Below are 24078 nucleotides of genomic sequence, written 5' to 3' on the forward strand. Positions count from 1 at the left end.
GGTTAGCGGCGTTGGGTGGCGTCGTCCGAAGTATCGCGCGACCGCATGCAGCAGGAGTCGTCCTGCCGCGGGGTGTTCGTGAGTGGATCGCTCGTGGGCCAACGCCGCCTCGCGACCTGGAAGAGCAAATCTCTCTGTCGCTCCGCTCTCATGGAGCTGCATTCCTCGCTCGAGTGTACGAGCGCATCGTCGAGAACGCCCATCGTCGAAGGCTCGGCACCTTCTTCACGCCACAACCGACGGTCGATTGGCTGATCGCCGAGTACAACCGGGCGATTCAGGAGACACCGACAGCCGTCGTCGACGTAGGAGCCGGCGTTGGTGTGTTCACCGCTGCGGCGCTGCAACAGTGGCCGGCTAGTAGTGTCTATGCCGTCGACGTGAACCCAGTGACGCTTGGCTTGCTCGCAGCCCTCTGCGAAGCGATGGTTCCCGCGGCACGGGGGCTCCATTTAGTCCTTGACGACTACACGCGGTGGGAGGGCTACGCGGCGCTGCCGGAACCGTGCGTGACTATCGGTAACCCGCCGTATACCCGCCTGCAATTGCTCCCAACGGTGTCCCGTGCACGGCTCAGAGCCAGCGTCCCAGATTGTGGCAAGCGGGCAGGCCTCTCCACTTGGATAGTCGCTAGCGCGTTCGCGCGACTACGCGCGGCAGATGGGCTACTCTTTGTGCTGCCATGGAACTGGTTGGAGGCGGACTACGCGGCCGGCCTGCGAGGGCGCCTTTGGACTGCCACCCATCGTCTCGTAGAGCTGACTCGTCTAAACAGTGATCTCTTTGGCGATGCCCGCGTGGACGCTGTCGCCCTACTTGTAGGACCTCAGCGGACTGACCCCCAGCCTTTCATTCTTCGCGCCGATCCCGATGCGGGTCCCGTCATCACAATGGGCAGGTCGGGGCCTCCCGTGTTCGTCTTTGACGGTGCACCCAATGCTGCTGCCCGTCGAGCGACATCGAAGTGGCGTACGCGCATAGGTAACACTTCGATGAAACCCCTAAGCGCGTTTGGCACTGTACGGCGGGGCACTGCAACGGGCGCGAACGGGTACTTCACACTCACGGACACGAATCTGCGAGCATGGCGGCTCCCGCAGACCAGTATTCACTGCCTTGTTCGACGCCTGCGCGACTTTCCACGCGACACGATCGACGAGTCTGATATCGAAGCTCTGGGTGAGCATGCACGGCGTTGGTTGTTCCTGGTGCGTGAGTCGCAGGCGTTGCGGGGGCACGCCGTGTCGGCGTATGTCACGCACGGCGTTGAGGTCGGCATTCCCGACCGGCAGCTATGCCGCCAACGAACCCCGTGGTTCGACCTGCACTGTGACCTAACGGTTCCCGACTTGATCGTCGGCGCAATGACCAGTGGCCGGTTTCGGTTCGTAGAGAATAGAGCGCGAGCGGCGATCACGAACAACCTGTTTGGATTCACCTGGGCGCCGATCGCCACGCTCGAAGAGCGGCGGCGCGTATTAAAGTGGCTACGCAGCGACGATGGTCAGCGCGAGCTACGCTCTGCGTGTCGCATGCAGGCTGGCGGGCTTCGAAAGTTGGAGCCGCGTGCCCTCGCCGCAGTACGTGTGCCAGTTACTCGATGATCGCCGGCGGCAAGCCGCCCCGGAGCGCCGTCTTTGGTAGCACTACGATCGCTTCAGACCAACGTCCGTTGCCGTCGTTCGGGAGGTATGGGCGCAACGTGTCCGCGGTACACCAGCCGCCGATCTGGATATCCGCAAGCTCGGCATTCCTTGCGGCACACGCAACTAGCGACCAGTTAGGTTCATCGCTTCCAACCGCGTACTCGTTGCGGGTCAAGTGGAAATGGAAGGCCGCGGGAAGGTGCCCGAGTTGTGTCTTTACTTCGAGGAGTCTTGGCGAGCCGGCAATACTCGGGGCGCGAACATCATATCCAAAACGATCCGATATGAGACTCACCCGCTCGACATCCTTTGCGAGATCGGGTGCACCTCGGACACACAGATCGTTTCGGCATGCCGCGACGACGGTTTCCTCGCCTGCGGCCCCCAGCGCCTTTATGAACTCACCAACGCCTCGGTCTAGTGCTGAAGTGCCGTCGCAGACGCCGCCGGCAAACCCGGCGAAGATGTGCAATAGGTCGTGGTCATCAAGATCGTGGGGAGACAATTCGGGGCACGCAACGGGACGGAGTATCGTCGACGTGCGCGTGAGCAGCCCCATTCGCACGAGAAGATGCTCGCCATCCGTCAATTCGGAAGCCGAGTGCTCACCGGCCGTTGAGAGATTTCGATAGGAATTGCGAACTTGGTCGATCCTGCAGGCGCGGCCGTTCAAGACGCGTAGGACGACCGCCGCAGCCCGAAGACGGTGCAAGCTAGGGGACGCGTTCGTCACTCCGGCCCTCTCGCAGATGGGCTAGTATCTCCTCGAGATCGTCCGTTTCGTCGACGGGGTCCCCATAGTCTTCGTCGTCAGGGAGCGACAAGGCCACAAGATGCGGGTCATCGAGGAGCCCCGCTAAGCGCTGAGTCTTGTCAGCGACGCGGCGGTCTACCGCCTCATCGATCGTGCCTTTTCCGAGGAGCAGAGTGATCTTCGTTCGGGTGCCTGGTGGTAGTCCAAGTCGATGGATACGGTCCAACGATTGAAGGTACTGCCCGGCATTGAACGTGCGGTCGATGTAGATCGCATCATGGCAGACCTCGTGGAGTGATACCCCTTCAGACATGGCAGCGGGATTCGCAAGAAGGACCTTACAACGATCGTCGATGCGAAACCGCTCGAGCTCGTCCTCGCGATTGCGCGTGCTACGGAAATCACTCTCTCTGGTTGGGATCTCGCCATAGATAAGAGCGGGCTCCAAGGCTGCCACCTGTTGCTCCAGATCGAGCAGGTTCCCAGGAAAGTTTGACCACACGAGCGTCTTTTTTCCTTCAGCTGCGTTGGCCCGGAGGAGTGCGCAAGCCTGAGCGATCTTCGGCGGTACTTCATGCTCAGCGTAGGTGTCCACAAGCTTGGCCAGCCGACTCCCAGGTGGAATAGCGAGGGGCGGGTAACGATACGGCCGAGCTTGTCTCGAGAACTCCGATAGCAGTCGAGGGCTGCTGGCGGCTTGAAGAAGGTACATCAGGACCTCGCCCATCTTTCGGAAAGTGTCCTGGTCTCTTCGATCGAGTTCGAACATGCCAGCATAGCGATTGCGGAGAGCCGCGTAGATTTCACGCTGAAGGGGGCCTGGCGTGACGACGATGGGATTGAACTCGAGGGGCGGGAGCTGGAGCTCAACCTTTTTTGTACGAACAAACAGTGGGCTGACGGCCGTGTTTAAATCAGACATCGCTGAGAGCGGCGGATCCGTCCGAAGCGCGTCACTCGGCAGACGCCGCGATGCTGCCCCGCTTGGCCAAAGCATATCGAACAATGCAATGACATCCTTCGGGTGATTCGGCGCAGGCGTACCAGTCAGCACGTCGCGACGCTGCGCGAGTGGTGCCAAGGTAAGCAGCGCGCGGCCCCATTCGCCAATTGTCCCGCGCTTTGCGCGGTGCGCTTCATCAACGACGAGGTGAACCCGGTGGAACGCCATCCAGTCGCAGAGGGTGTCAAGAGCGCCTGGGAGTCGCTGATAGTTCGTTAAGACGACGTCTGTCCGAGGCATTGGGCCGCCTCGCCACCGCGCGACGGTAAGCGCGTGTTGAAACACTCGACCGACCTCATTCTCCCAGGCGTCGAACGCCGATATTGGGCAGACGACGAGCATGCGATCAACGCGAGTACGACTCCGCTCTATCGCGTGAAGTACGTACGCTACAGTGGTCTTCCCGGCACCAGGAACCGAGAAGTTAGCGCCATGCCGAAGAAAGAGGAGACGGCCAAGATCGCGCTTCTGGAAATCGCGGAGCTCCCGAGTAAGGCGCAATTCACCGATGGCGTCCCCCTTAGCGGGCACGGGTAGGGTAGCATCGGGATTGCTGATCGCGGCGGCGAGCGCTCCATCGTCATTCGCCGTTTGACGCAGCAGCGCGACGGTGGGTCCGTCTGGCCGCAGGTCGACCTGATGTCGGAGTAGAAGGGCTCGGAGAGAGCGGCGTTCACGCAGCAATTTCCCGGGCCGGACGATGAGCGGCGCACCAGCGCGAGGGAGGTCATCTGCGATTCGGGTCGCGATTTCGTCCCATGTCGAGTCTGCGACGTCTTCCCGAGTGACCTCGATTCGCGGCGGTGACCCTGCCATCGACAGCCGGATGGACGGCATCAGGAATCACGCCTCGTCAATCAAGCGAGCGGCAACCCGAGTCGCGAGTGCGCGTACTTCCGTCGCCAACTCCGCTGTGCTTTTGCGACGCGCGGCGAATGAGGGATCTTCGAGGGCGTCGACGAGAGCGTCGTCACATTCTTGAAGCGCGTCACGCGCGTCAATCAACGCCTCGTAGGGGCGTTCAACCGCCGACTTCGATTGGGCTTCGCGCTTCCTATTGCCCAGAGCCTCCCTGACCGCACTGGCGACGACTTCCTGGAACTCACTGACAGTGATCTCTTCTCCCTCCGTGGTCCTGAGGATGCCGTCAGGGCCGGAATTGTGCGCGTCGACGACCGCTTGGAAGAGGGCGGCAACTCGCGGCGAATCAGCATTGCCGGGTTCAGAGTTCTCAGGTCCCAGGAGGTCGAGACCACTCGGGTCCTTGACGGGTCGAGTGGCAGGGAGAGCCCCTTCGCGCTGGTCGACGATAGCGCGAACGCGAGGATCGCGATTCAACTGCATCACAACGTGATCCTCAACCCACGTTTCCTTCGCATGCCGCAACTTATGGACCGAGTCGAAACCTGAGAAGTAAGCGATCATCCACCGCCGCAGGTGCGCCTCAGCACGACGACTGTCCTGAGCGTCCAACTCCTCAGTCTCCTTCAGGAGCTCGAGCCAAGCTTCCAGGTTGTCCCGACGCCGATCAAAGGCGGTGAGACGCAGGGGTGGCTGCGCAAGGTTGCGCATGGTCTCCATGAGGAGCAGCACGGAGAGGCGCCTCTTCACCTGTTCCTCGCCGGACCCCTTTGCCGATTTTCGGAGGCCGCGACTCCGCGCGATCTCGGCCTCGGTGAAGCCTTCGTCCCGCAACTTGCGGATCATAAGCAATTCGTTGACGAAGCGGTATTCGTCCTTGAGGGGCTTCTGTTGCTGAAGCACGAGCTCCAGCTCCAGCTCTTCTCGATTGCTATAGTCTATCGGGAGAACAGCGACTCTGAGCATTGGCGTGCGCTGAAGCTTTCCCGCGTCGCGGAGTTCACGGAGAAGGATACAGCGTGTGTTGCCGTTGATCAGGACACCCTTCCGCGTAATCATCCCAACTTCGTGTTGGCCTTCCGTCTGCAAGCTATCGCGAAGATCGCCGACATTTCTGTGAACGTCCAAGACCAGCTTCGCGACGATCGCTTGTGCCGCAGGCGAGTCAGGCTCGTCACGCACGGTACGCACATCGGGATGCTCCTCGAGCTGCGCGGCGATTCGGAAGCTTCGGTAGTTTAGAGTCGGTAGGTCGAGCGGAACTTCGACTACAGGCAGCGGCTTGTCACGCAGCGGCTCGCGCTGCGTCTCGCCGTGTTTCTGCTCGTCACGTTGTTTGAGTGCGAGCTCAATCTGTCGCGTCCGCGTCGACTCTGTCACCGTGCGCCCTCCTATGGGAATGACCGTTCGCTGGATTCCGCTGCAAGGCTTGATCAGCCCAGTCCCAGCCACGGATCCCCAAACAACGCGATCGTGCCACAAGATTGTCCGTTCTTGAACTCGTTGGGGGGCTTTGCCAGCCGTTTGTCCATGTCCCGCCCATGATACGTCGCACCCAGGGCGTCACCGTACCTGGCAGGAGGAGCATCACCGCTTGGCCTAGTACTCCTTGGAGGGACGTCCTCGATCGACACGTTCAGGTTAGGTGCCATCCTTCCGTCGCCTACAGATCAAGCCCTCGCTTCAGAGCCCGCTTCCGGACGTCGTCATACTTGGCGATCTCACTGTAGTAGCTCAGATCACCCAACTGTCGCTTCTCGCAGATCACGATCTCCTCGTACGGCATGCGAGATGGACCCGTGAACCTGCAATACAGGTGAGGCACGTCGTAGTACTCGTCGCCATCCCAATCGACGCTCACGATGTGGGGATGTCCCGGATCCTGTTGAGCTGACCCGCTGAAAAAAAGCGGCGGCTCCTTTCGCCGTCCGATAAGGGACGGGGTCACCACAACCGTACGAAAGGAAGCCGCCATGCCGAGAAGTCGCACAGGAACGCGCGCGGGGGAAGCCTCGCGCGCCGTCGCGGTCCAGGTGCCGCTGCCGCTGCTCGCCGTCCTCGCCGATGCGAAGACGGCCTTCTTCGGGCTCTGCCTCACCGCCGGCCAGCAGGTGTTCGAGGCGATGATGGAGCACGACCGCGAGCTGCTCTGCGGGCCGAAGCACGTGCCGAACCCCGCGCGCCAGGCGTACCGCGGGGGCAGCGTGCCGAGTGAAGTCGTCCTGGGCGGGCGCCGCATCGTGCTGCCGCGTCTGCGCGCCCGCAGCGTGGCGGGGGAGGAGCTCACGTTGCCGAGCTTCGCCTACGCCAGCGCCCGCGACCCGCTCGATGCCCACACGCTCGAGACGATCGCCGTCGGCGTCGCGACGCGGAAGTATCGCCGCACGCTCGACCCGCTGCCCGCGGGCGTCCCGGCGCGGGCGGTGTCGAAGAGTGCCGTCTCCCGCCGCTTTGTCGCCCTCACGCGCGCTCGGGTCGCGACCTGGCTCGCCGCGCCGCTCGACGGCCTCGACATTCGCGTCGTGCTCATCGACGGCCTGCACTTCCGCGAGCACGTGATCCTCTTGGCGGTGGGTCTGGACGCGCACGGGGCCAAGCACACCTTGGCCCTGCGCGAAGGCACGACGGAGAACGCCACGGTCTGCAAGGCGCTGCTGGCCGACCTCCGCGAGCGCGGGCTCGACCTCGATCGGCCCACGCTGTTCGTGATCGACGGCGGGACCGGGCTGCGTAAAGCGCTCCGCGAGTCCATGGGCGCCCTCGCCGTCGTCCAGCGCTGCCAAGTGCACAAGCTTCGCAACGTCCTTGAGCATCTGCCCGAGGCGCTCCGGCCGCGCATCCGCCGCGCCATGACCGAGGCGTACGGGCTGCCCGATGCGGCGCTGGCCAAGCGGCGGCTCACCCAGCTCGCCGACGGGCTCGAGCGCACCCACCCGGGCGCCGCCGCGTCGCTGCGCGAAGGGCTCGACGAGACGCTCACGCTTCCACGCCTCGGCGTCACCGGCGCGCTCTACCGCACGCTGCGCAGCACGAATGCCATCGAGAACCTCAACGGCCTCGTCGGGCGCTTCATCCGCAACGTCCGACGGTGGCGCGACGGGCGCATGCTCGTGCGCTGGATCGCCACCGCCCTCGACGACGCGAAGCGGAGCTTCCGGCGCGTCCGGGGTCACGCCAAACTCGACGCGCTCATCCGCGCTCTCGATGCCGGCGCAGTCGACACCAGGAAGGAGGTCGCGTAGAGGCCCGTCCCCGGAGCCGCCGCTCGGGCGCGTTCAACACGGAGCGGGACATCCCCCACGATGTTGTCATAGGGGATAAGCCCGACGCTGTAGCCCGTAAGATCAGATTCCTCGTGGTTCTTATAGTCCGCCACGCGCCACGAACTGTCGGATGCGTCGAACTTGAGGCCAACTCCGCGGAGACCAACCTTCAATCCTCGATGATACGGCTCGAGAATCTGGACCTTAAACCAGGAGGAAATACCCTTCGTGCTGTCGTCGACGTTCGGGTACTCATCGAGCCTTCGGACGTCTCTGACGATCGCGGCAGGGTACCCGGAGGAGGGAGATCCCAAACGTGCAAGGCCCTCTGCGACGTCAAGTTTCCGTCGCTGCCTCTCTTCAACGATCTTGACCCGCTCTTGGAGGCCTGGGCGCAGATGTCGGAAGACATCCTTCGCGAGGCTGTAGAGAAACGACAGCGAGAACCATTCGAGGCTCAGGGGCGCCTCGTGAGATCTGGTGCCTCATCCCGAAGAAGGCGAGCGCCATGAATGCGAATCGCCAGGTCGATGAACCTACTTCGATGCCGCAGCGTAGTGAGACGCCGAAGTAGTGCCACCGTCTCGCGGGGCAGAGCGATCCTCAAACGTATCGTCGGGGGAGACGTCATGGATGCGCGATGATAGTGAGGAGCGTGTATGTGTCGCCGTCGATCTGAAAGTAGAAGCGCCAGTCGCGGTTCACGCGTGCCTGCCAGATATCCCGCGCCTCGTCGTACTTCTTCGCGCGGAGCGAAGGATGCCGAAGGTCGCGAAGGAGGAACCGGAGCTGCTTCTCGAAGTCCTTCTGGACCCGAAGCGGAGCGTTCCTCAGGTCGCTATCGAAGCGGTCGGTTCTTCGTGCGTTCACGTCCGCGTCCGAGTGCGTCGCGGACGAGGGCTCGCGCCGACTTGTAGGGCTTCGACACCCGGCCTGCCTTCACATCCGCCAACGCCTCATCGAGCCGCTTGTCGAGTTCAACCTTTCGGTCCACGAGCTGCTTCGGACGCAGCAAGACGCCCTCCTTCGTGGGGGTTGCTTCGAGAAAGTCGCCGATCTTGAAGCCGACCGCTTCGCGGGCGGCTTGGGGGATCGTGACCTGAAACTTCGGTTTGATTCGTGTGAGTGCCATAGTCGTACAGTCGTACTGTAGCACTGATCGGGAAAGCGTCAAGCAGACGTAGGAGAAGAGATGGCGTACACGCCTCTGCGAATCAGCCCCACGACTCCTCGTGTCGTCGAGTCGTTCGTTCGTCGCCATGTGGACATGCAGTTCCACGACGTGCACTGCATGCTCCGTTTGCCGCTTCGTGAGGCCGGACTCGACGCCGGATGCAACTTCAGCACGGCTGTGTGCCTCCTTACGCTCATCTCGGGACTATCGACGACGATGTTTCGGCGAACAGGACGGTCGGGCGAGCGCTTCCTCGCGATTCTCGAGGAGTGCTACCCATGGGAACTGGAAGCCGGTGACGGCCCTGGCGCCGAGGAGGGAGCCCGCATCCTCTACTATGTCTTCCGGAACCCGCTGGCCCACGCGTTGGGTGTTTCGACGGAGCACGTAGGCAGCGGGGCGGCGAGACGAGCGATGCGGCAGCGGATCGGAGATGGTCCTTACGTCGTAATCGGGAGAGGCGGTGAGCTGAGCGAAGAAGACGTTGAACAACTCGAAACGTCGGATGTCCGACCACTCTTCGCCCGTTGGACGGTCCTCGTAGAGGACGGGTATCGGACTCTCTGGGTGGAGGGTCTCTACTGGGGCACGCGGAAGCTAGTCGAACGCCTTACTGCGGCGCCAGAGATCATGGCCGAAGCGGAGGCATTTCTTACGCGCGAGCGTGGATCAGTCCCATCGTAGGGTCGCGGAGCGCTCACCACTTCGTCTCGTACTCCTGGAGGACGTCCTCCGGGGACATGTTAAGGTAGACCTGCGTGGTCGTGAGGTGGTCGTGGCCGCGCACGCTGGGGGGAGGGGAGGGACCACGGCCGCACGTCTGATAACGAGGCGCTCGGTCAACTTCCGAGGCTTATCGTGCCTATCGTCTCTTCATCGGCGGCGCGCCGGAGCACGCGTTTCGCCGCGTACTGCGGCCCCGCGGGAGGCTGGATGCCATTCGGGGAGACGCCCGAGACGCTTCGCGGCCCCATCGCGAATTTGCGCGCGCAGGCGGCTTCGACCGGGTTGGCGCCGCCCCAGGTCGCAGCCGTGACGTCGCTGCCGACGAGCGACGCGGCGGCGGCGCGGACCCTGGTCGCCGCGTACGCCGACGTCGGCGTCGACCGTGTAATCCACGGCGCACGCTATGCGGACTTCGATGGGTTCCGGCGCGGGCTCGAGGCGGTCGCCGCGGCGGCGCGGTGACCCGTGCATGATGTGTCTCTAGCGACCACGACGGATCGTGGGGTTCAGCGGCCCGCCGCCTCGATCTCTGCCAGCGTCTGCCGCATGAAGCGCAGCAGCTCGTCGGCTGAGTCGAAGCGGGCCACCTGCCCGGTGGTCACGTGTTCCACCCGGCCGTGCGCTTGGTCGGCCGACTCGCCGGCTGCGCAGATCAGGTGGACCACGAAGGCCACGTCACGTGATGGCATGACCGTCCGCGAGCTGCTTCCCGAACCGTCGACTTGCATGCTGCCTGGATACGGCGGCGCCGGCTCGAAGTCCCAACGGAACTCCAACGAAGCTCCAATCATCGTCGGGCAGCCGCGGCCGCGTTCGGGTCGACTCGAGCGACGGAATTGACGCATATTGCGGCGGGCCGATGTCCTCCGCGCCAGCCCCGCCTCCACGCCTCGATCGGATCAACCAATGCCTCTGGCTGGGCGACCGGCGCGCCGACCTGTCGGCCAACGCGTTCCGGTTGCTCGATTACCTGATCGAGCGACCGGGCCAGCTCGTGAGCAAGGACGCATTGCTCGACGCAGTGTGGCCGGATGCGCACGTCGTCGACGCGGTCCTGAGCGTGACGATCAGCCATCTCCGCGAGGCGCTCGGCGACGATCCCCGCCAACCGCGCTTCATCGAAACGCTCCACCGTCGTGGCTATCGATGGATCGGTGCCTTCGCGCCGGAGACACCGGGCCGACCGTCTGCGGATGCCGCCGGTCCGGCACTCGTCGGTCGCGATGCCGCGCTTGCGCAGCTCGACGCCGCTGCCGCGCGCGCCGCCGCGGGACGCCGGCAAACCGTCTTCGTCACCGGCGAGCCCGGCATCGGGAAGACGACGCTGGTCGACCACTTCCTCGCCTCGGTCGCCGCGCAGCGCAGCGTCGTCGCGCGCGGCCAGTGCATCGACGGGTACGGCAGGAGTGAGGCTTACCTGCCGCTCCTCGAAGCGCTCCAGCAGGTGGTCTACTCGTGCGACGACGCGATCGAGATCCTTCGCAGCCGGGCACCGACCTGGCTGCTGCAGCTTCCCGGTCTGCTCTCGCCCGCCGATCACGACGAGCTGCGGCGGTCGCTCGCGTCGTCCACCGGCGCACGCATGGTGCGCGAGCTCCAGCAGGTGCTCGAGGCCCTGTCGGCCGACCGCACGCTCGTCCTCGTTCTCGAGGATCTGCATTGGGGCGACGCGGCGACCGTGTCGGTGCTCGGCGGTCTCGCCATGCGACGTGAGCCGGCCCGGCTGCTCGTCATTGCAACGTATCGTCCGGTCGATGCGGTCGCGGAGCTCCACCCGATCGTGCAGCTCGAGCACGAGCTGGCGGCGCGGCGGCAGTGCATCGAGATCGCGCTCGACGGACTCGAGGTCGACGCGGTGGCCTCCTACCTGGCGGCACGCTTCGCGGACGCCGCGTTTCCCTCCGACCTGGCTCGCCGCCTGCATGCCCAGACCGCGGGCAATCCGTTGTTCCTGTTGAACGCCGTCGAGGACCTCGAGCAGCGCGAGTGGTTGGTCCGGGTCGACGGCGCGTGGTGCTGCCACGTCGATGCGGAGCGGCTCGACCACGCCGTCCCGGAGAGCACGCGCGCGATGATCGACGCGCGGCTGGGGCGCCTGCCGGCGGCCCTGCTGGCGATGCTCGAGGCCGCGAGCGTCATTGGTCCGAGCTTCGCGAGCCAAACCGTCGCGGCGGCGCTCGACCGCGATGCCGGCGACGTGGAGCTCGACTGCACCGCGCTGGCGCGCGCCGGACGCTTCGTGAAGGAGATCGAGCCGGCGCACTGGCCCGACGGCAGCAGCGGCGCGCAGTATGCGTTTCGCCACACGCTCTACCAGCAGGTGCTGTACGGACGTGTCACGGCCGCGCGCCGCCAGAGCCTGGAACGCGCCGTCGCCGGACGCCTCGAGCGCGGCTTCGGCGACGCCCCCGAGGTGGCCGGGCTGCTGGCCACCCACTGGGAACGCGGCGGCGACGTGGAACGCGCCGTCGCCCATCAGGCGAGAGCCGCCGGGATCGCGCGCTCGCGCTACGACTTCGAGCAAGCCGCCGCGCAGTATCGTCACGCGCTCGATCTGCTGCGCCGCCTGCCGGCGAGCGCGGAGCGCGACGCGCGCGAGATCGTCCTGCAATCGGAACTCGTGACGACGGTGTTCTCGACGACCGGCCCCGGCGCGGCCGAGATCGAGGATATCGCCGGCCGCATCGACACGCTCAGCAGCGCGGCGGAGACGACGCCGGCGCTGCTGAACGCCCTCTTCGGTCTGATCGCGCTCTGCATCACGCGCGGCGACCTCGGCCGTGCCGAAGCGCTCGGCCAAGGAGTGCTGCATCGCGCGGCGGAGGTGGACTGGGGCGCGTTCCAGGCGGCCGTGGCGCGCGGCCTACTCGGCTTCACGCAGCACCGCCGCGGGTGCCTGACGGCGGCCACTCCGAACCTGACGGCCGGCGCGGCGCTGCCACTGATCGGCGCCGTCGGGATGCTGGAGCCCTCGATCGGATTCGAAAGCGACCTCGGGTTCACGCACTTCCTGATGGGTGAGCTGCGACGCGGCCTCGAGACCATGCATCACGCCGACGCGCGCGCCGGGGCCACCGGTCATCCCCCGACGATCGTCTATTCGTCGTCGAACATGATTCGCATCGGCCAGATGATTGGCGACCGCGCGCTGGTCGATCGAGCGGCCGTAACGATGGGAGAGATCGCCGATCGCCTCGCGCAACCACGCTTCGCGGCCTACCGGCTCATCTGCATCGGCTGGCTCGGCATGGACGCCGGCGACCCGGAAGGACTCGCGACGTTCCGGGAGGGCGTGCGGATCATGGCGGCCGACAGCCACCTGGTCTACGCGCCGTTCTCGACCTGTCAGGCCGCCGCCGGGTTCGTGCGGCTCGGCCGGCTCGACGACGCGCGCGCCACGCTGGCGGAGGCGTTCCGGCTCCTCGAGGCGACGGAAGCGCGCTGGTGCGAGCCGGACCTGCACCGCGTGCAGGCCGCGCTCTCGCTCGCATCGTCTCCGCGCGGCAAGGGGTGGGCGCGGGCGACGCGCGAGGCCGAGCGATCCCTGCGCCGCGCGATCGACGTGGCGCAGGCGCAGGGCGCCCGCTGGTGGGAGCTGCGCGCGTGGTTCGATCTCGCGAAGCTCGGGCCGGATGCGGGCGACGCGACCGCGATCGATGCCCTGCGCCGGCTGCACACGGCGATCGATGAGGGCAGCGCGATCCCCGTTCTGGACGACGTCCGAGCGTTTCTTGCGGCGAGACCCGCGTAGCGCACGGCTCGCAGGCTTCCCACGGTCGGCCTTCCGTCCCGGAAATTGGAACTCGATTGGAGTTCCATTGGGACTCGGAGGTGGGGTTCCGCCAGGATCGATCCTGGCGGCGATCGCTACCGGTGGCTGCCGACTGCCGACCGAGGAGAACGACGATGATGAGAATCCATACCGCCGGCCTGGTCTTGACGGTGGCGCTCGGTGCGACCCTGGCGTTCGGGCAGGCGAGCCCGGGTCTCAGCACCTGCCAGAAGGCGATGGCCAAGGAGAGCGCCACCTACGTCCGCGCGGTAGGACAGACGGTCGACAAGTGCCTCGGCAAGATGTCAGCGGCCGTCGTGAAGGGCGGCGTCACGACCGCCGCGGCCGCGAGCGCCACGGCCAGATTCTGCGCCGCGGCGTTCGCGCGCCTCGCCGACACGGGTGGGGCCAAGGAGCTCGGCACCCGCTTCGACACCAAGGTCGGGCTGAAGTGCGATGCCGCCGGCGCTGCCCCGACGCTCGGCACCGCCAACCTGGGCGAGTATTGCAAGACCTTCGGCGGCGACGGCACGATCGACGATTTCGCCGAGTGGCGGACGTGCATCCGTGCCGGGGCGGATGCCGAAGCCCGCGAGGCGATCGCGACGCGCTGGCCGCGGGCGCTCGAGTACTTCGCGGCGCTCATCGCGGCGATCGACGCGCAGCCTGCGGGCAGTAGATCCGCCGCGGGGCGCGAGGCGCTCATCGCCCTCGACGCCTGGATCGAAGGTCCCGTCGACGACGACAAACCCGATCCGGCGGCGGCCGAGACGGGCTTGCTCGCTACCGGGGCGACGCAATGCCAGCCGGTTTCCTACCACTCGGGCCGAGCCATGGGGCCGTGTAGGCTGGAGCCGAAAGACCAGGACGGCTTTGCCCAGGCCGGCTTCGACGCTCGCTACACCGACAATGGCGACGGCACGATCACGGACCAGGTGACCGGGCTCACATGGGAGAAGCTCGGCGACGACGGATCGATCCATCGGAGCGACGGCGTCTATGGGTTCGCCGAGGCGATCAACCTGAAGATCGCCGCGCTGAACGCCGGCGGGGGCTTCGCGGGCCATATCGACTGGCGCCTCCCCAATCGGCGCGAGCTGGAAAGCCTGGTCGATTCGAGCGCCCTCGATCCCGCCGTCCGCCCCGTGTTCGACGACGCCTGCTCTCCAGGCTGCTCGGCTCTCGAGTGCAGCTGCACGCAGCCGGCGCCGTACTGGACGTCGACCGCCTACCAGGCCGACCCGTCGAACGCGTGGATCGTCGACTTCTACCAAGGGCGTGTCTTCGCGATCGGCTTCAGCGCGCAGGCACGCGTACGCGCGGTACGCGGCGGCGTACACGTAGCCGCGGCCGGCGCGGTCACGGCCGCAGCCGACGGCAAGGCCCCCGCCAGTCTGGCCACGTGCCAGAAGGCGGTCGCCGCGGAGAGCGCCAAGTACGTGCGCGTGGTGACCGACACCGTCGGTACGTGTCTCGACCGGATGTCGGGCGAGGTCGTCGGCCGCGGCGCAACGCCGGCGGCTGCGGCACGCGGCGCCGGCTCGACCTGCGTCGGGGCCTTCGCGAAGCTCGCCGGCACGACATCGCCCGAGCACGCGCTCGCCGCGCGCTTCGACGCCAAGGTGGCCGCGAAATGCGACCCGGCGCTGGATGCCGACACCTGGACGATCGGCGCCCGGACACTCGCCGCCGGGAACCTGAGCGCCTACTGCGCACAGCGCGGCGGCGACGGCGAGATCTCCTCGTTTCCGGAGTGGCAGCACTGCGTGCGGACGGCCGCCGATGCCCAGGCGCGCGAGGCGATCGCGCTCCGCTGGCCGCGAGCGCTCGAGTACTTCGCCGCGCTCGCGACGGAGCTCGCGGCCGCACCGGCGAGCGGCACCACGAGCGACGCGCTCGCGGCGCTTCGCGCGCTCGACAGCGCGCTTGAGGGTACCACCGACGACGACCGGCCGGAGCCACCGCCCCCGCCGCCGGCGGGCCTATTGGCGACCGGGCAGACGCAGTGCGTACAGGCCGACCTGAGCAGCCTGGGGCCGTGCCCGGGCGGGCTCGCGGGCCAGGACGGCGCGGTCCGCGCGGGCATCGCGCCGAGCTACACCGACAACGGCGACGGCACGATCACCGACCACGTCACCGGCCTCATGTGGGAGAAGCTCAGCGACGACGACTCGATCCACGATCGCGACCACCCGTACTTTCTCGCGGGCGCTCACTTCAACAAGGTCGCCCGGCTGAACCGACACGGCTTCGCAGGCTACAGCGACTGGCGGGTGCCGAACCGGCGCGAGCTCGAGAGCCTGGTCGACGCCGGACGCGTGGCGCCCGCGATCGATCCCATCTTCGCGCACGGCTGCTCTCCGGGATGCTCGGTGCTCGAGTGCAGCTGCATGGCGGACGCGGGCTACTACTCGTCGACCTACGCGCGATTCCCGGGCGGGCAGGGCGCGCAGGTCCGCGTCGACTTCCACGACGGGGCCGTCGCCTTCTCCGGCGACCGCGTGCGCGCCGTTCGTGGCGGCAACGCCCCGGTGAAGACGTTCGTGGATCAGGCGCCCGAGGCGATGGACGTCGACACGAAGCACCCGTGGAAGCAGGAGTGCATCCCGATCACCCTCTTCGGCCGGGACGACGACTCCTCCATGCTTTTCGTCGAGCTCCTGACGCCACCTCAGAACGGCTTTCTCGTGTCCGACATCGTCCCCGGCGTGTCACTGCCGCTGCCCGGCAACGGACAGATCCCCGCGGCGATGCCCGACGGCGGCCATCCCGACGTGTTCTGGGGTCCGTACGACCACGCGCAACGCTCGATCTACGGCACCTACATCGAGCCGTCGGGCGAGATGCTCTGGGCGCACACGGTCTGCTACGTGACGTTCTCCTGGACGTTCCTCGGTACGGATTCGTTCACGTACCGGGTCCGCGACAACGAGGGGACGGCCAGCAACGTCGCGATCGGGACGCTCACGGTCTTCGAGGACTGACGAGATGGTTTCGGCAGCCGGGCGGCGGTTGCGCAAGTGACAGCGTGATTCTGCCCACGCCTGCTCCAGCTCCGCGCACGCTGGGGGGAGGGGAGGACCACGGCCGCACGTCTGATAACGGGACGCTCGGTCAACTTCCCAGGCTTATCGTGCCTATCGTCTCCCACGATCTGCTCGTTGTACGCCCTGAGGACGGTCGCGGGTTCCGGATCGATACGCACGGCCAGCGGATTCGCCAGGGCTTCAGCGCGCGGTTCGCGCAGGCACGCGTGGAGAAGTCCGCCAAGGATCTCATGCGTGAATGGGAGCGTGAGAGGATCGCCCGCGCCATGAACAGCGACGAAGACCCCGTCGGACCCGGGGAGGCGAAGTGGTTCGTCGGCACGATGGGCGCCCCCGGCGACGAGCGCGTCATCAGCGTCGCGCGCGAGGAGTGGTTCTCGGAAGGCCGGAATCCGACCGCCGACAGCATCGAGGTCGCCCTGACGGCCAAGTACGGTACGCCGACGCGGCGCGAGGAACGCGACGGGAAGCGCACGTTGACGTGGGCGTACGACCCGTTGGGCCGTCGCGTGACCGAAACCTCACCGCTCTTCACACGCTGCAGGATGAATGCGGACCCCGACAGCGGCTACCAGCTATCGCCGGACTGCGGCGGCGTCGCCGCCGCCGTCGTCACGCCGCGGCCCGACGACCCCGGTCTCAGCCGCTTTCTTCAGGTCGCCGTCGCCCACCAGGCCGGAGGCTACGAGTCGATCGCCACGACGGAGCGCCGGCTCGAGGAGCTCGCGGCGGAGCGACGTGCCAAGCAGGTCGAGCAGGCCACGAAGGACGCCGATGCGCCGGCATTGTGACCGCCGCCTGGGCGTCTCCCTCGCGGCGATGCTCTTCGTGGGGGGCTCGTCGCCGCGTGCGGTGACGAGCCCCCCGCACCCACCACGGCCTCAGCAACCTTCAATCCGGCGGCCGCGGCGCCGCCCGCGGCGACCCCGACTCCACGAGCCGCTGCCCCGTCCGTTCGAACCTTCGCGGACCGGACCGGCGAGCTCGTGAGTCCGGACGCCACCGCGATGGTGCTGCTGCAGTACGATCTCGCCGGCATCCCGGTGCCGTTCGAGCGTCTCGTGGAGGAGGACGCTCGGGTGCGCAACGCAGGGCCCTCGGACAAGGCGCGTCGCAGCGAGGTGCGCGCTGCGCTCGAGGCAGGCGCAGCGGTGGTCCAGGGCGTGGGACGCCTCCGGCTCTCCATCCGCAATGCCGACTTGAGCGAATACGATCCCACCTACGAAGAGTTCGTCGTCGGCGCGCTGTCCCGAGTTCCATCGTGACCTTCGAGGGTCTCGGCCACAAAGTCGGGCTGTCGTTCAGCAACGGCAAGCGGGCACAGCTCTGGCGAGTCCCGACCGCCGCAGCACAGGGCGCCCGAGACAAGATCTCGGCACGCTCCCTCGTCTCCGTCGATGCGCTCGTCCAGGTGACGGGCGTACAGCCGGCGCCGCGAGCGTCGACCTCCCGGGGTTGTCCTTCCTATCGACCTTCCCCGCGGGCCGGAGCGCGATCGGCAGCGTTTCCGGCCCGTGGATGCCCACGGGCGGCTCTCCCGCACGTCGGGTCCGCGAATCGACCACTCGGCGCGGTTTGCTGCGGCCGCGGGCATGCAGGCGCTATCGATCTTCCATGCGCGGCATGCTCGTCTGGGCGACGCTGCTCCTGGCCGTACCGGGGTGGGCCACGACCAACCAGCCCGGCGAGCTCGAGGTCGTCGGCGGCGTCTCGTTCACGCACCGGTTCGCCGTCACCGCGGCCACGTCGTGGCACTACGTCGAAGGCGGCAATCCGGACGGAGAGGTCGTGGTCTTCTTCGCTGGACTCCCCGAGAGCTGGTTCTCGTTTCATCATCAAATGGTGGACCTCGCGCCGAGCCATCGCGTGATCAGCATCGATCTCTTCGGTCAGACCGTACGCCCGGCCAGTGGGTCGTTCGATCGCGTCGCCATCGCGCGTGACCTCATAGGCCTCCTGGACGCCATCGGGGTCGAACGCACGAACTGGGTTTCGCACGACTGGGGCACCGTGATCTCCGACGCGCTGGTGGGGCTCCACTCGGACCGCATCCTGCGCTACGCGCGGCTCGAGGCGCCGTTGCACATCACCGACCCAACGCTCACGCCGCAGGCGACGTTCTTCCAGAATCTCGGCTTCACGCAGCGCTTCTTCGCCAATCCCCAGAACGTGGTGAACACGCTCTACGGCGACGCCGGTCTCGCCCCCACGGTGACCGCGCGGCTCGTCGAGGAGCTCTCGCACACGGACCAGGTGGCGCTCGTCGCGCACCGGCTGTTCCTCGACAACTTCCCCGGCGTGACGCCGGAAGCCGGCGCCGCCTTCAAGGCCGAGAACGTCGCCTACGCGGGCGCGACCGACATACCCGTCCTCCTGGTCCAGGCGGACGAGGACCCCCGGCAGCCGCTCTACTTCTTCGACGGATCGTCCGGAGCCCCGACCGCGGCGAGCCTCTACGACAGCGCCCCGTTCGTCGAGCTGGAGATCATCGAAGACTCGGGGCACTTCAGCGAGCTCGAGCAGCCGGCGCAGGTGAGTGCGGCGCTCCGGACGCTGCTGCAGCAGCCCGCGGCGACGACCGGTCCGAAGCGCTGGATCCTCTCGGCTTACCAAAGCCTCGACGAGAACGATCCCGTCGACGACCCTCACTTGCCGCTCGCGTGTCCCGACGTCGTCCCCGGCGTGCCGTACGGGGGCATCCCGGTCGTCTTCGCGGAGGAGCTCGTCGGGGGCCATGGGGGCCAGCCGAACGCCGTCGATCCTGCCGCGTTCGCCGTGACGCTGCGGACGGTGCGCGGAACGACGTCCGCACCGGTCGTGTGCGCGCTGCTGGCGCCCGCGAGCGGCGGCTCGGAGAACCGCACCGTCACCCTCATCGGCGAGTTCGGCCCGGGCGTCTCCCCGCGTGGCAAGGTGCGGAGCCTGACGGTCGAGGTGGTCGGCGACCTGTTCACCGAGACCGGCATCAATTTGAATCCGCTCGCGCTCGGGACGCCGGTCGCATTCCAGGTGACGGCACCCTTCGCGGCCGGGCCGCCGCTCGTCTATGCCGAGCTCGCCCGACTGCCGGATCCGACGCAGGAGCACACCTGCCCGGCCGGCACGGATTGGGTCGTCCGCCTCGTCTTTGCCGGCGGGGTGACACAGGTGGCCGGGCGTGGACCGGCGTGCTCGGGCGGGAAAGGCCGGAGTGCGAAGTGCTACCTCGACTCGTTCGGCTGCCGGCTGTCCAATGCGGGCGCGCAGGACTACGTTCGACACGGTGCACCGCCGGGGCTGCGGGCGTGTACTTGCGAGGGCAGGCCCCGCGATGGCTGCGGGGTCATCCGGCTGCGCGATCAGAGCGGCGGTCGCCTGCAACCGTTTGCGATCGGGGATCTATTCGACGGCGACAACGACCTGGAGCTCTGCCTCCGGGACGCGGACATGCCGACCGGGTTCGCCATCCCGCGCATGGTGCGACCCCAGCCCGGCCGCTTCTCCGACCCGCACCGCGACCGCAATCGCCGTCAGCGGTGGCTGCGAATCGTCGGCGCCGGCGGCTAGCCTACCGCGAACGGATCGTCGACCCGGGGCCTGCGATCTGGCATGCGACCGGATCCCCCACGAGACCGACCAGGGCCCCCGTCGCTTTGCCCGACACGACGGCGTGGCAGACGTCGGTGAAGAAATCGCCATGCGGGCCGTTCCACGCGCCGGAACGGCCAGAGGTGCCCGGCGAGGAGGATCGCGATTCGCCGCGGAGCCTTGCGAGACGACGAGGCCATGGGCGCGCCGAGGAGCGGCTCGAGCCCGAGCGCGGCGGGGAGCGCGCCACCGACGACGATGGGGAAACACCAGCCATCCGGCGCGCGACACGCGGCGAGGGGCATGGCACCTTGTGCCCGCACCACTACCGATCACGGAGGATCGTTCATGCCCAAGTACGTCGACGGTTTCATCGTCCCCGTCCCGAAGAAGAACATCGACGTCTACCGGCGTCTCGCCCGCAAGGCCGGCAAGATATGGAAGGAGTACGGCGCGCTCGAGTATCGCGAGTGCGTCGCCGACGACGTGAAACCCGGCAAGTGGACCTCGTTTCCGCAGAGCGTGAAGCTGAAGAAGGACGAGGTCGTGTGGTTCTCGTGGATCGTCTACGAGTCCAGGAAGCAGCGCGACGAGATCAACGCCGCCGTCATGAAGGACCCGCGCCTCGAAGCGATGACCAAAGACGCGGTCCCGTTCGACGGCAAGCGCATGATCCTCGGCGGCTTCAAGATCGCCGTGGACCTGTGATCCTCACCGCACTCAGCCGAGCGCGCGCTCGAAAAGCGCCACCGTCGTGGCGCGCAGCAAGTCGCCGGCCCCCTTCGGCGCCTGCCCCGCGAAGGCGTGTGCGTGCGTGCCTTCGCGGATGATGCCGAGCATGTAGCAGGCGAGCACCGCGTACCAGTCGACGTGCGAGAGATCACGCGTCGTCTGGGCGCGGTAGCGCGCGACGACCTCGCGGGCACGCGGGAAGCCGTCCACCCATGCCGCCCGACGCGCCGCCGTCCGCAGGCCACGTCGTGAGCAGCCAGCCGAGATCGAGCAGCGGATCGCCGCGGACGGGGACCGCGGCTCAGCCCGCGTACGAGCGGTAGCACGTCGGCGGCATCGCGGGGGGCGGCTCCATGCCTTGCGCACGAAGCGGACACGCGCACGGGATCGCGAGCGCCACCGCGGCGCTGCAACGTCGCATCGTCACCGCGTGCCTACTCGACGTCGCCGAGGAGGCCGACATGATGCCCGAGCCGCCGCTCCACGTCGCCGGGCTCGTGGAAGCCCCGCTCGAAGAGCGTCCGGATGCGCGCCTGCGCGGCGGGACGCCCGAGCGCCGCGAGGAACGTGTCCCACTCCGGCGCGATCTCCGCGTCGGCCGGCAGGCTGTTCGCGTCCACGAGCCGCTTGGTCTCGGCGAGCGCGTCCTTGTCGAACGACGCGATCCGCCCGGCGAGCCGGTCGACGAAGGCGTCCAGCTCGGCGTCGGGCAGCGCGCGGTTCACGTAGCCGTAGAGCTGCGCGACGTCGGAGGTGATGTCGTCGGCGCCGAGCAGGACCTCGAGCGCGCGGCCACGGCCGATGAGCCGCGGCAGCCGCGCCATCGGCCCGCCGCCGGGCACGAGCCCGGCACCGACCTCCCACTGCGAGAGGATGCCGTGCTCGCGGCTCGCGAACCGCATGTCGCACGCGAGCGCCAGCTCGCTGCCGACCCCCGTCGCGCGCCCGCGGATGCAGGCGATCGAGACGACGCGCGCGCGACTGATCCACACGAAGAAGTCGGGCAGCTGCTGGAGGCCGGTGGTCCCGGCGGCAGCGTCGTCGACGCCTCGAGCGGCGCGACGAAGTCGTAGTGCGTGACGAACGAGCCCTCGACCGCGCTGTCGAAGACGACGACCTTCACCGCGTGGTCCTGCTCGAGCGCGGCCACGACCTCGCCGAGCTGCGGCAGCATGTCCGGGCCGAAGATGTTGAGCGGCGGGTGGTCGAACGTCACCCGCCAGTAGGCGGGCGACCGGCGCGTCAGCTTGATCTTCTGCGTCGTCACGATGCGCTCCCGTCAGCGCTTGTGCGCCTGTGCGTCGGCGATCTGCCGAGCGATCTTGCCGCCGCCGACCAGGCGCTGGATCGACGCCACGAGCGGCGGGCTGATGCCGGCGAGGAGCGCGCCGAGGGACTGCTCGAAGGCGGCGACGGTGATCTCGGCCGGATCGTCGCGGATGGCGCGCAGGACGGCGTCGGCGACCTGCTCGGGCGTGCGCGTCCCCGCGCCGCGCGGCAGCGTGACCTTCGTGTCGGCGAACATCCCGGCGTCGCTGATGAAGCCGGGGAAGATCGTCGTCACGCCGACGCCCGTGCCGTGCAGGTCCTCGCGCAGCCCGAGCGAGAAGCCGCGCAGCCCGAACTTCGTCGCCGAGTACATGCTCGTCCCGGGCCCCGCCACCTTCCCCGAGATCGACGAGATGAAGACGATCTGGCCGCGGCCGCGCTCGAGCATCCCGGGCGCCGCGTGGCGCGCCATGACGATCGGCGCGCGCAGGTTCACGTCGAGCGCGCGGTCGATCTGGTCGTCGTCGAAGCTCGTGAGCGGCCCGCTCGACGGCAGCGCGGCGTTGGCCACCAGCACGTCGATGGGTCCCGCCTCGTCCATGCAGCGCACCACATCGGCAGGCTGTGCGAGGTCGGCGACCACGACGTGCGCACCGATGGCGTCGGCGAGCGGCCGCAGGGCGTCGGCGCGCCGGCCCGTGACCACGATCGTGGCGCCCGCGGCGTGCAGCGCGCGCGCGATCGCGGTACCGATCCCGCCGTTCGCCCCGGTGACGAGCGCGCGGGTCTCCTTCCCGATCTGCATCATTGACCGACCTCCTTCGCGAGTTGGGCTTCGACGGCCGTCTTCATCGCGTCCTTCCCGCTCTCGTACGTCGACCACTGGTCGCTCGTGAGCAGTGCCTTCAGCTCGCCGTCCTTCGCGTCTTGGAGCGCGCGGATCTCCGACGCCTTCTTCATCGCCCACTCCGAGCCCTTCAGCACGGGCTCCGCCTTCTCGGCGTAGCGCAGATTCAGCGCCGCCACCTGCGTGGTCTGGTCCGGCGTCAGCACGAGTGCGGTCTTCAAGTAGGCCGTCTGCGCGGCGGCGCGCTGCGCGGGCGTGGTCTTCGCGAGCACGTCGAGCTGCGCGGCGGCGGGCGCGACCGCGACGAGGAGCGCGAGGCAGGCGAGAAGGCGACGCATGCCGCGTTTTCGCACGGCCCCCGACCCCAGGCGAGGCGGGGCGCTCTATTTCGCGTGCGTGCGGAGGAACTCGAGCGTGAGCGGCCACGCCCGCTCGGTCGCGCGTAGGTTGGCCCCTTCCTGCCCGCTCTGCTGGCGCAGGAAGCCGTGCCCCGCACCCTCGAACACGTGCGGGGCGTAGCGCGCACCGAGGGCTTCGCTCGCGGGCTCGATCGTCGCGTTCACGCGCGCGTCCTCACTGCCGTAGAGGCCGAGGATGGACGCCGTGCCGCCCGACGGCGTCTCCGGCGCCGTCCCGTAGTAGATGAAGCCGTCGGCGGCGAGCTGATCGGCGACGGCGCGGAGCCAGTCGGTGAGGCCGAAGATCTCGTGGACGACGATCACCACCGGCGCCTTGTCCTTGCGCTCGGGGTAGACGACCCACGTCTTCACCGGCGTGCCCGCGACGTCGACCGACACGAGCTCGCCGTGGCGCGGCGACGTCGCGAGCCGCTGCTTCGCGGTCTCCTCCGACGGCGGCAGCGTCGGTGCGGCGGCGCGGGCGACGGTGGTGGCGGGTGGCCAGGGAACAACCGACATCGCCTGTGTCGAAGGTCGTCCTCTCCGCCGTGCCGCAGGCGCGGTCGTTCGTCTGCGCGAGCGAGATGTTGGCGTTGTCGTCGAAGGTGAGGATGGCGAAGGCGTTCAGCAGGCTTCCCTGCTGGAGCAGCACGACCTGATCGAGGCCGGGGTCGAGCCAGTCGAACCGACCGGTGGTGACCTGGATCAGCTTCCCCTCCTGCCCCAGGTCGAAGCTGTCGGCCTGCGTGGGCGCGAGCGTCGCGCTCACCGTGTAGCTGACGAGCGTTCCGACGTTCACCGCCAGCAGGATTTCCGTCGTATCCGGGGTATTGTCGTAGTTGCCCGTGGTGAGCGACGCGCCGGTGATCGTCTGGGTGAGGCCGGTCGTGTAGGTGGTCGCTTGGTTGATCACCTGCGTCGTGCCGTCGACGGTGTAGAACTGCAGCACGAACGCGGTCGTGTTGTTGGGCAGGGTCGTATAGAGCGCGGCGACCAGCTCGTAGGCGCTGGTCGCCGGT

Annotated in this window: 19 protein-coding genes and 1 pseudogene; 9 read left to right on the top strand and 11 right to left on the bottom strand. The window is 67.6% G+C overall.

The window, feature by feature from the left end:
- Positions 1 to 1593: 1593 nt before the first annotated feature.
- The 3 genes from KIT14_16125 to KIT14_16135 are packed head-to-tail and all read right to left on the bottom strand — an operon-like array spanning position 1594 to position 5644.
- On the bottom strand, positions 1594 to 2319 hold the full coding sequence (locus tag KIT14_16125; protein ID MCW5892052.1) for a DUF3883 domain-containing protein: 726 nt from the start codon (positions 2317 to 2319) through the stop codon (positions 1594 to 1596).
- Positions 2320 to 2359: 40 nt separating this feature from the next.
- Positions 2360 to 4240 carry a DEAD/DEAH box helicase gene (locus KIT14_16130; GenBank protein MCW5892053.1) on the bottom strand — a complete coding sequence of 627 codons (1881 nt, stop codon included), beginning with the start codon at positions 4238 to 4240 and terminating at the stop codon, positions 2360 to 2362.
- A 6-nt stretch (positions 4241 to 4246) separates the two neighbouring features.
- The gene (locus KIT14_16135; GenBank protein ID MCW5892054.1) at positions 4247 to 5644 is read right to left on the bottom strand and encodes a hypothetical protein; all 1398 of its coding nucleotides are present in this window, start codon (positions 5642 to 5644) and stop codon (positions 4247 to 4249) included.
- 593 nt (positions 5645 to 6237) lie between these two features.
- On the opposite strand from KIT14_16135, the gene KIT14_16140 reads away from it, so the two are divergent.
- Entirely contained in the window at positions 6238 to 7506 is a 1269-nt protein-coding gene (locus KIT14_16140) for an IS256 family transposase (protein MCW5892055.1), read from the top strand.
- A 648-nt stretch (positions 7507 to 8154) separates the two neighbouring features.
- On the opposite strand, the gene KIT14_16145 is transcribed toward KIT14_16140, so the two are convergent.
- Both KIT14_16145 and KIT14_16150 read right to left on the bottom strand, forming a co-directional pair.
- A complete protein-coding gene (locus KIT14_16145; protein MCW5892056.1) occupies positions 8155 to 8397 on the bottom strand; it encodes a hypothetical protein in 243 nt (80 codons plus the stop codon).
- On the bottom strand, positions 8366 to 8659 hold the full coding sequence (locus tag KIT14_16150; GenBank protein ID MCW5892057.1) for an AbrB/MazE/SpoVT family DNA-binding domain-containing protein: 294 nt from the start codon (positions 8657 to 8659) through the stop codon (positions 8366 to 8368). The genes KIT14_16145 and KIT14_16150 overlap by 32 nt, the downstream gene beginning before the upstream one ends.
- Positions 8660 to 8719: 60 nt before the next feature.
- Between KIT14_16150 and KIT14_16155 the strand changes: the two genes are divergently transcribed.
- Positions 8720 to 9385: a hypothetical protein gene (locus KIT14_16155; protein MCW5892058.1), complete on the top strand. Its 666-nt coding sequence runs from the start codon at positions 8720 to 8722 to the stop codon at positions 9383 to 9385.
- Between the two features lie 348 nt (positions 9386 to 9733).
- A complete protein-coding gene (locus KIT14_16160; GenBank protein ID MCW5892059.1) occupies positions 9734 to 9889 on the top strand; it encodes a hypothetical protein in 156 nt (51 codons plus the stop codon).
- A 44-nt stretch (positions 9890 to 9933) separates the two neighbouring features.
- Here KIT14_16160 and KIT14_16165 read toward each other — a convergent pair whose 3' ends face one another.
- Positions 9934 to 10092 (bottom strand): hypothetical protein, encoded by a 159-nt coding sequence (locus KIT14_16165; protein ID MCW5892060.1) that lies wholly within the window; start codon positions 10090 to 10092, stop codon positions 9934 to 9936.
- 194 nt (positions 10093 to 10286) lie between these two features.
- On the opposite strand from KIT14_16165, the gene KIT14_16170 reads away from it, so the two are divergent.
- From KIT14_16170 to KIT14_16195, 6 genes are all read left to right on the top strand, one after another.
- Positions 10287 to 13178, top strand: a complete 2892-nt coding sequence (locus KIT14_16170; protein ID MCW5892061.1) for an AAA family ATPase — start codon at positions 10287 to 10289, stop codon at positions 13176 to 13178.
- Positions 13179 to 13333: 155 nt separating this feature from the next.
- On the top strand, positions 13334 to 16183 hold the full coding sequence (locus tag KIT14_16175) for a DUF1566 domain-containing protein (GenBank protein ID MCW5892062.1): 2850 nt from the start codon (positions 13334 to 13336) through the stop codon (positions 16181 to 16183).
- A gap of 44 nt (positions 16184 to 16227) precedes the next feature.
- Positions 16228 to 17037: a hypothetical protein gene (locus KIT14_16180; GenBank protein ID MCW5892063.1), complete on the top strand. Its 810-nt coding sequence runs from the start codon at positions 16228 to 16230 to the stop codon at positions 17035 to 17037.
- 216 nt (positions 17038 to 17253) lie between these two features.
- On the top strand, positions 17254 to 17511 hold the full coding sequence (locus KIT14_16185) for a hypothetical protein (GenBank protein ID MCW5892064.1): 258 nt from the start codon (positions 17254 to 17256) through the stop codon (positions 17509 to 17511).
- A gap of 349 nt (positions 17512 to 17860) precedes the next feature.
- Positions 17861 to 19792 carry an alpha/beta hydrolase gene (locus tag KIT14_16190; protein ID MCW5892065.1) on the top strand — a complete coding sequence of 644 codons (1932 nt, stop codon included), beginning with the start codon at positions 17861 to 17863 and terminating at the stop codon, positions 19790 to 19792.
- A gap of 369 nt (positions 19793 to 20161) precedes the next feature.
- Positions 20162 to 20521, top strand: coding sequence for a DUF1428 domain-containing protein (locus tag KIT14_16195; protein MCW5892066.1), 360 nt, complete (start codon positions 20162 to 20164; stop codon positions 20519 to 20521).
- Between the two features lie 12 nt (positions 20522 to 20533).
- On the opposite strand, the gene KIT14_16200 is transcribed toward KIT14_16195, so the two are convergent.
- The 5 genes and pseudogenes from KIT14_16200 to KIT14_16220 form a co-directional block, all read right to left on the bottom strand.
- Complete coding sequence (locus tag KIT14_16200; protein ID MCW5892067.1) at positions 20534 to 20755, bottom strand: hypothetical protein; 222 nt, start codon at positions 20753 to 20755, stop codon at positions 20534 to 20536.
- A 224-nt stretch (positions 20756 to 20979) separates the two neighbouring features.
- Positions 20980 to 21815 (bottom strand): annotated as a pseudogene (locus KIT14_16205) (enoyl-CoA hydratase/isomerase family protein).
- Between the two features lie 9 nt (positions 21816 to 21824).
- On the bottom strand, positions 21825 to 22619 hold the full coding sequence (locus KIT14_16210; GenBank protein ID MCW5892068.1) for an SDR family oxidoreductase: 795 nt from the start codon (positions 22617 to 22619) through the stop codon (positions 21825 to 21827).
- Positions 22619 to 22999 carry a hypothetical protein gene (locus KIT14_16215; protein MCW5892069.1) on the bottom strand — a complete coding sequence of 127 codons (381 nt, stop codon included), beginning with the start codon at positions 22997 to 22999 and terminating at the stop codon, positions 22619 to 22621. Before KIT14_16215 ends, KIT14_16210 begins: the two co-directional genes overlap by 1 nt.
- 45 nt (positions 23000 to 23044) lie before the next feature.
- Positions 23045 to 23578 (bottom strand): dienelactone hydrolase family protein, encoded by a 534-nt coding sequence (locus tag KIT14_16220; GenBank protein ID MCW5892070.1) that lies wholly within the window; start codon positions 23576 to 23578, stop codon positions 23045 to 23047.
- Between the last annotated feature and the right edge of the window lie 500 nt (positions 23579 to 24078).

The sequence above is a fragment of the bacterium genome, from assembly GCA_026129405.1.
Classification (GTDB): Bacteria; Desulfobacterota; Binatia; order DP-6; family DP-6; genus JAHCID01.

Bases quoted from the DNA above. Each gene is read 5' to 3' on its own strand.
- KIT14_16130 (MCW5892053.1), bottom strand. From the start codon at position 4,240: ATGCCGTCCATCCGGCTGTCGATGGCAGGGTCACCGCCGCGAATCGAG.
- KIT14_16140 (MCW5892055.1), top strand. From the start codon at position 6,238: ATGCCGAGAAGTCGCACAGGAACGCGCGCGGGGGAAGCCTCGCGCGCC.
- KIT14_16150 (MCW5892057.1), bottom strand. From the start codon at position 8,659: ATGGCACTCACACGAATCAAACCGAAGTTTCAGGTCACGATCCCCCAA.
- KIT14_16155 (MCW5892058.1), top strand. From the start codon at position 8,720: ATGGCGTACACGCCTCTGCGAATCAGCCCCACGACTCCTCGTGTCGTC.
- KIT14_16170 (MCW5892061.1), top strand. From the start codon at position 10,287: ATGTCCTCCGCGCCAGCCCCGCCTCCACGCCTCGATCGGATCAACCAA.
- KIT14_16175 (MCW5892062.1), top strand. From the start codon at position 13,334: ATGATGAGAATCCATACCGCCGGCCTGGTCTTGACGGTGGCGCTCGGT.
- KIT14_16185 (MCW5892064.1), top strand. From the start codon at position 17,254: ATGGTGCTGCTGCAGTACGATCTCGCCGGCATCCCGGTGCCGTTCGAG.
- KIT14_16190 (MCW5892065.1), top strand. From the start codon at position 17,861: ATGCGCGGCATGCTCGTCTGGGCGACGCTGCTCCTGGCCGTACCGGGG.
- KIT14_16195 (MCW5892066.1), top strand. From the start codon at position 20,162: ATGCCCAAGTACGTCGACGGTTTCATCGTCCCCGTCCCGAAGAAGAAC.
- KIT14_16210 (MCW5892068.1), bottom strand. From the start codon at position 22,619: ATGCAGATCGGGAAGGAGACCCGCGCGCTCGTCACCGGGGCGAACGGC.
- KIT14_16215 (MCW5892069.1), bottom strand. From the start codon at position 22,999: ATGCGTCGCCTTCTCGCCTGCCTCGCGCTCCTCGTCGCGGTCGCGCCC.
- KIT14_16220 (MCW5892070.1), bottom strand. From the start codon at position 23,578: ATGTCGGTTGTTCCCTGGCCACCCGCCACCACCGTCGCCCGCGCCGCC.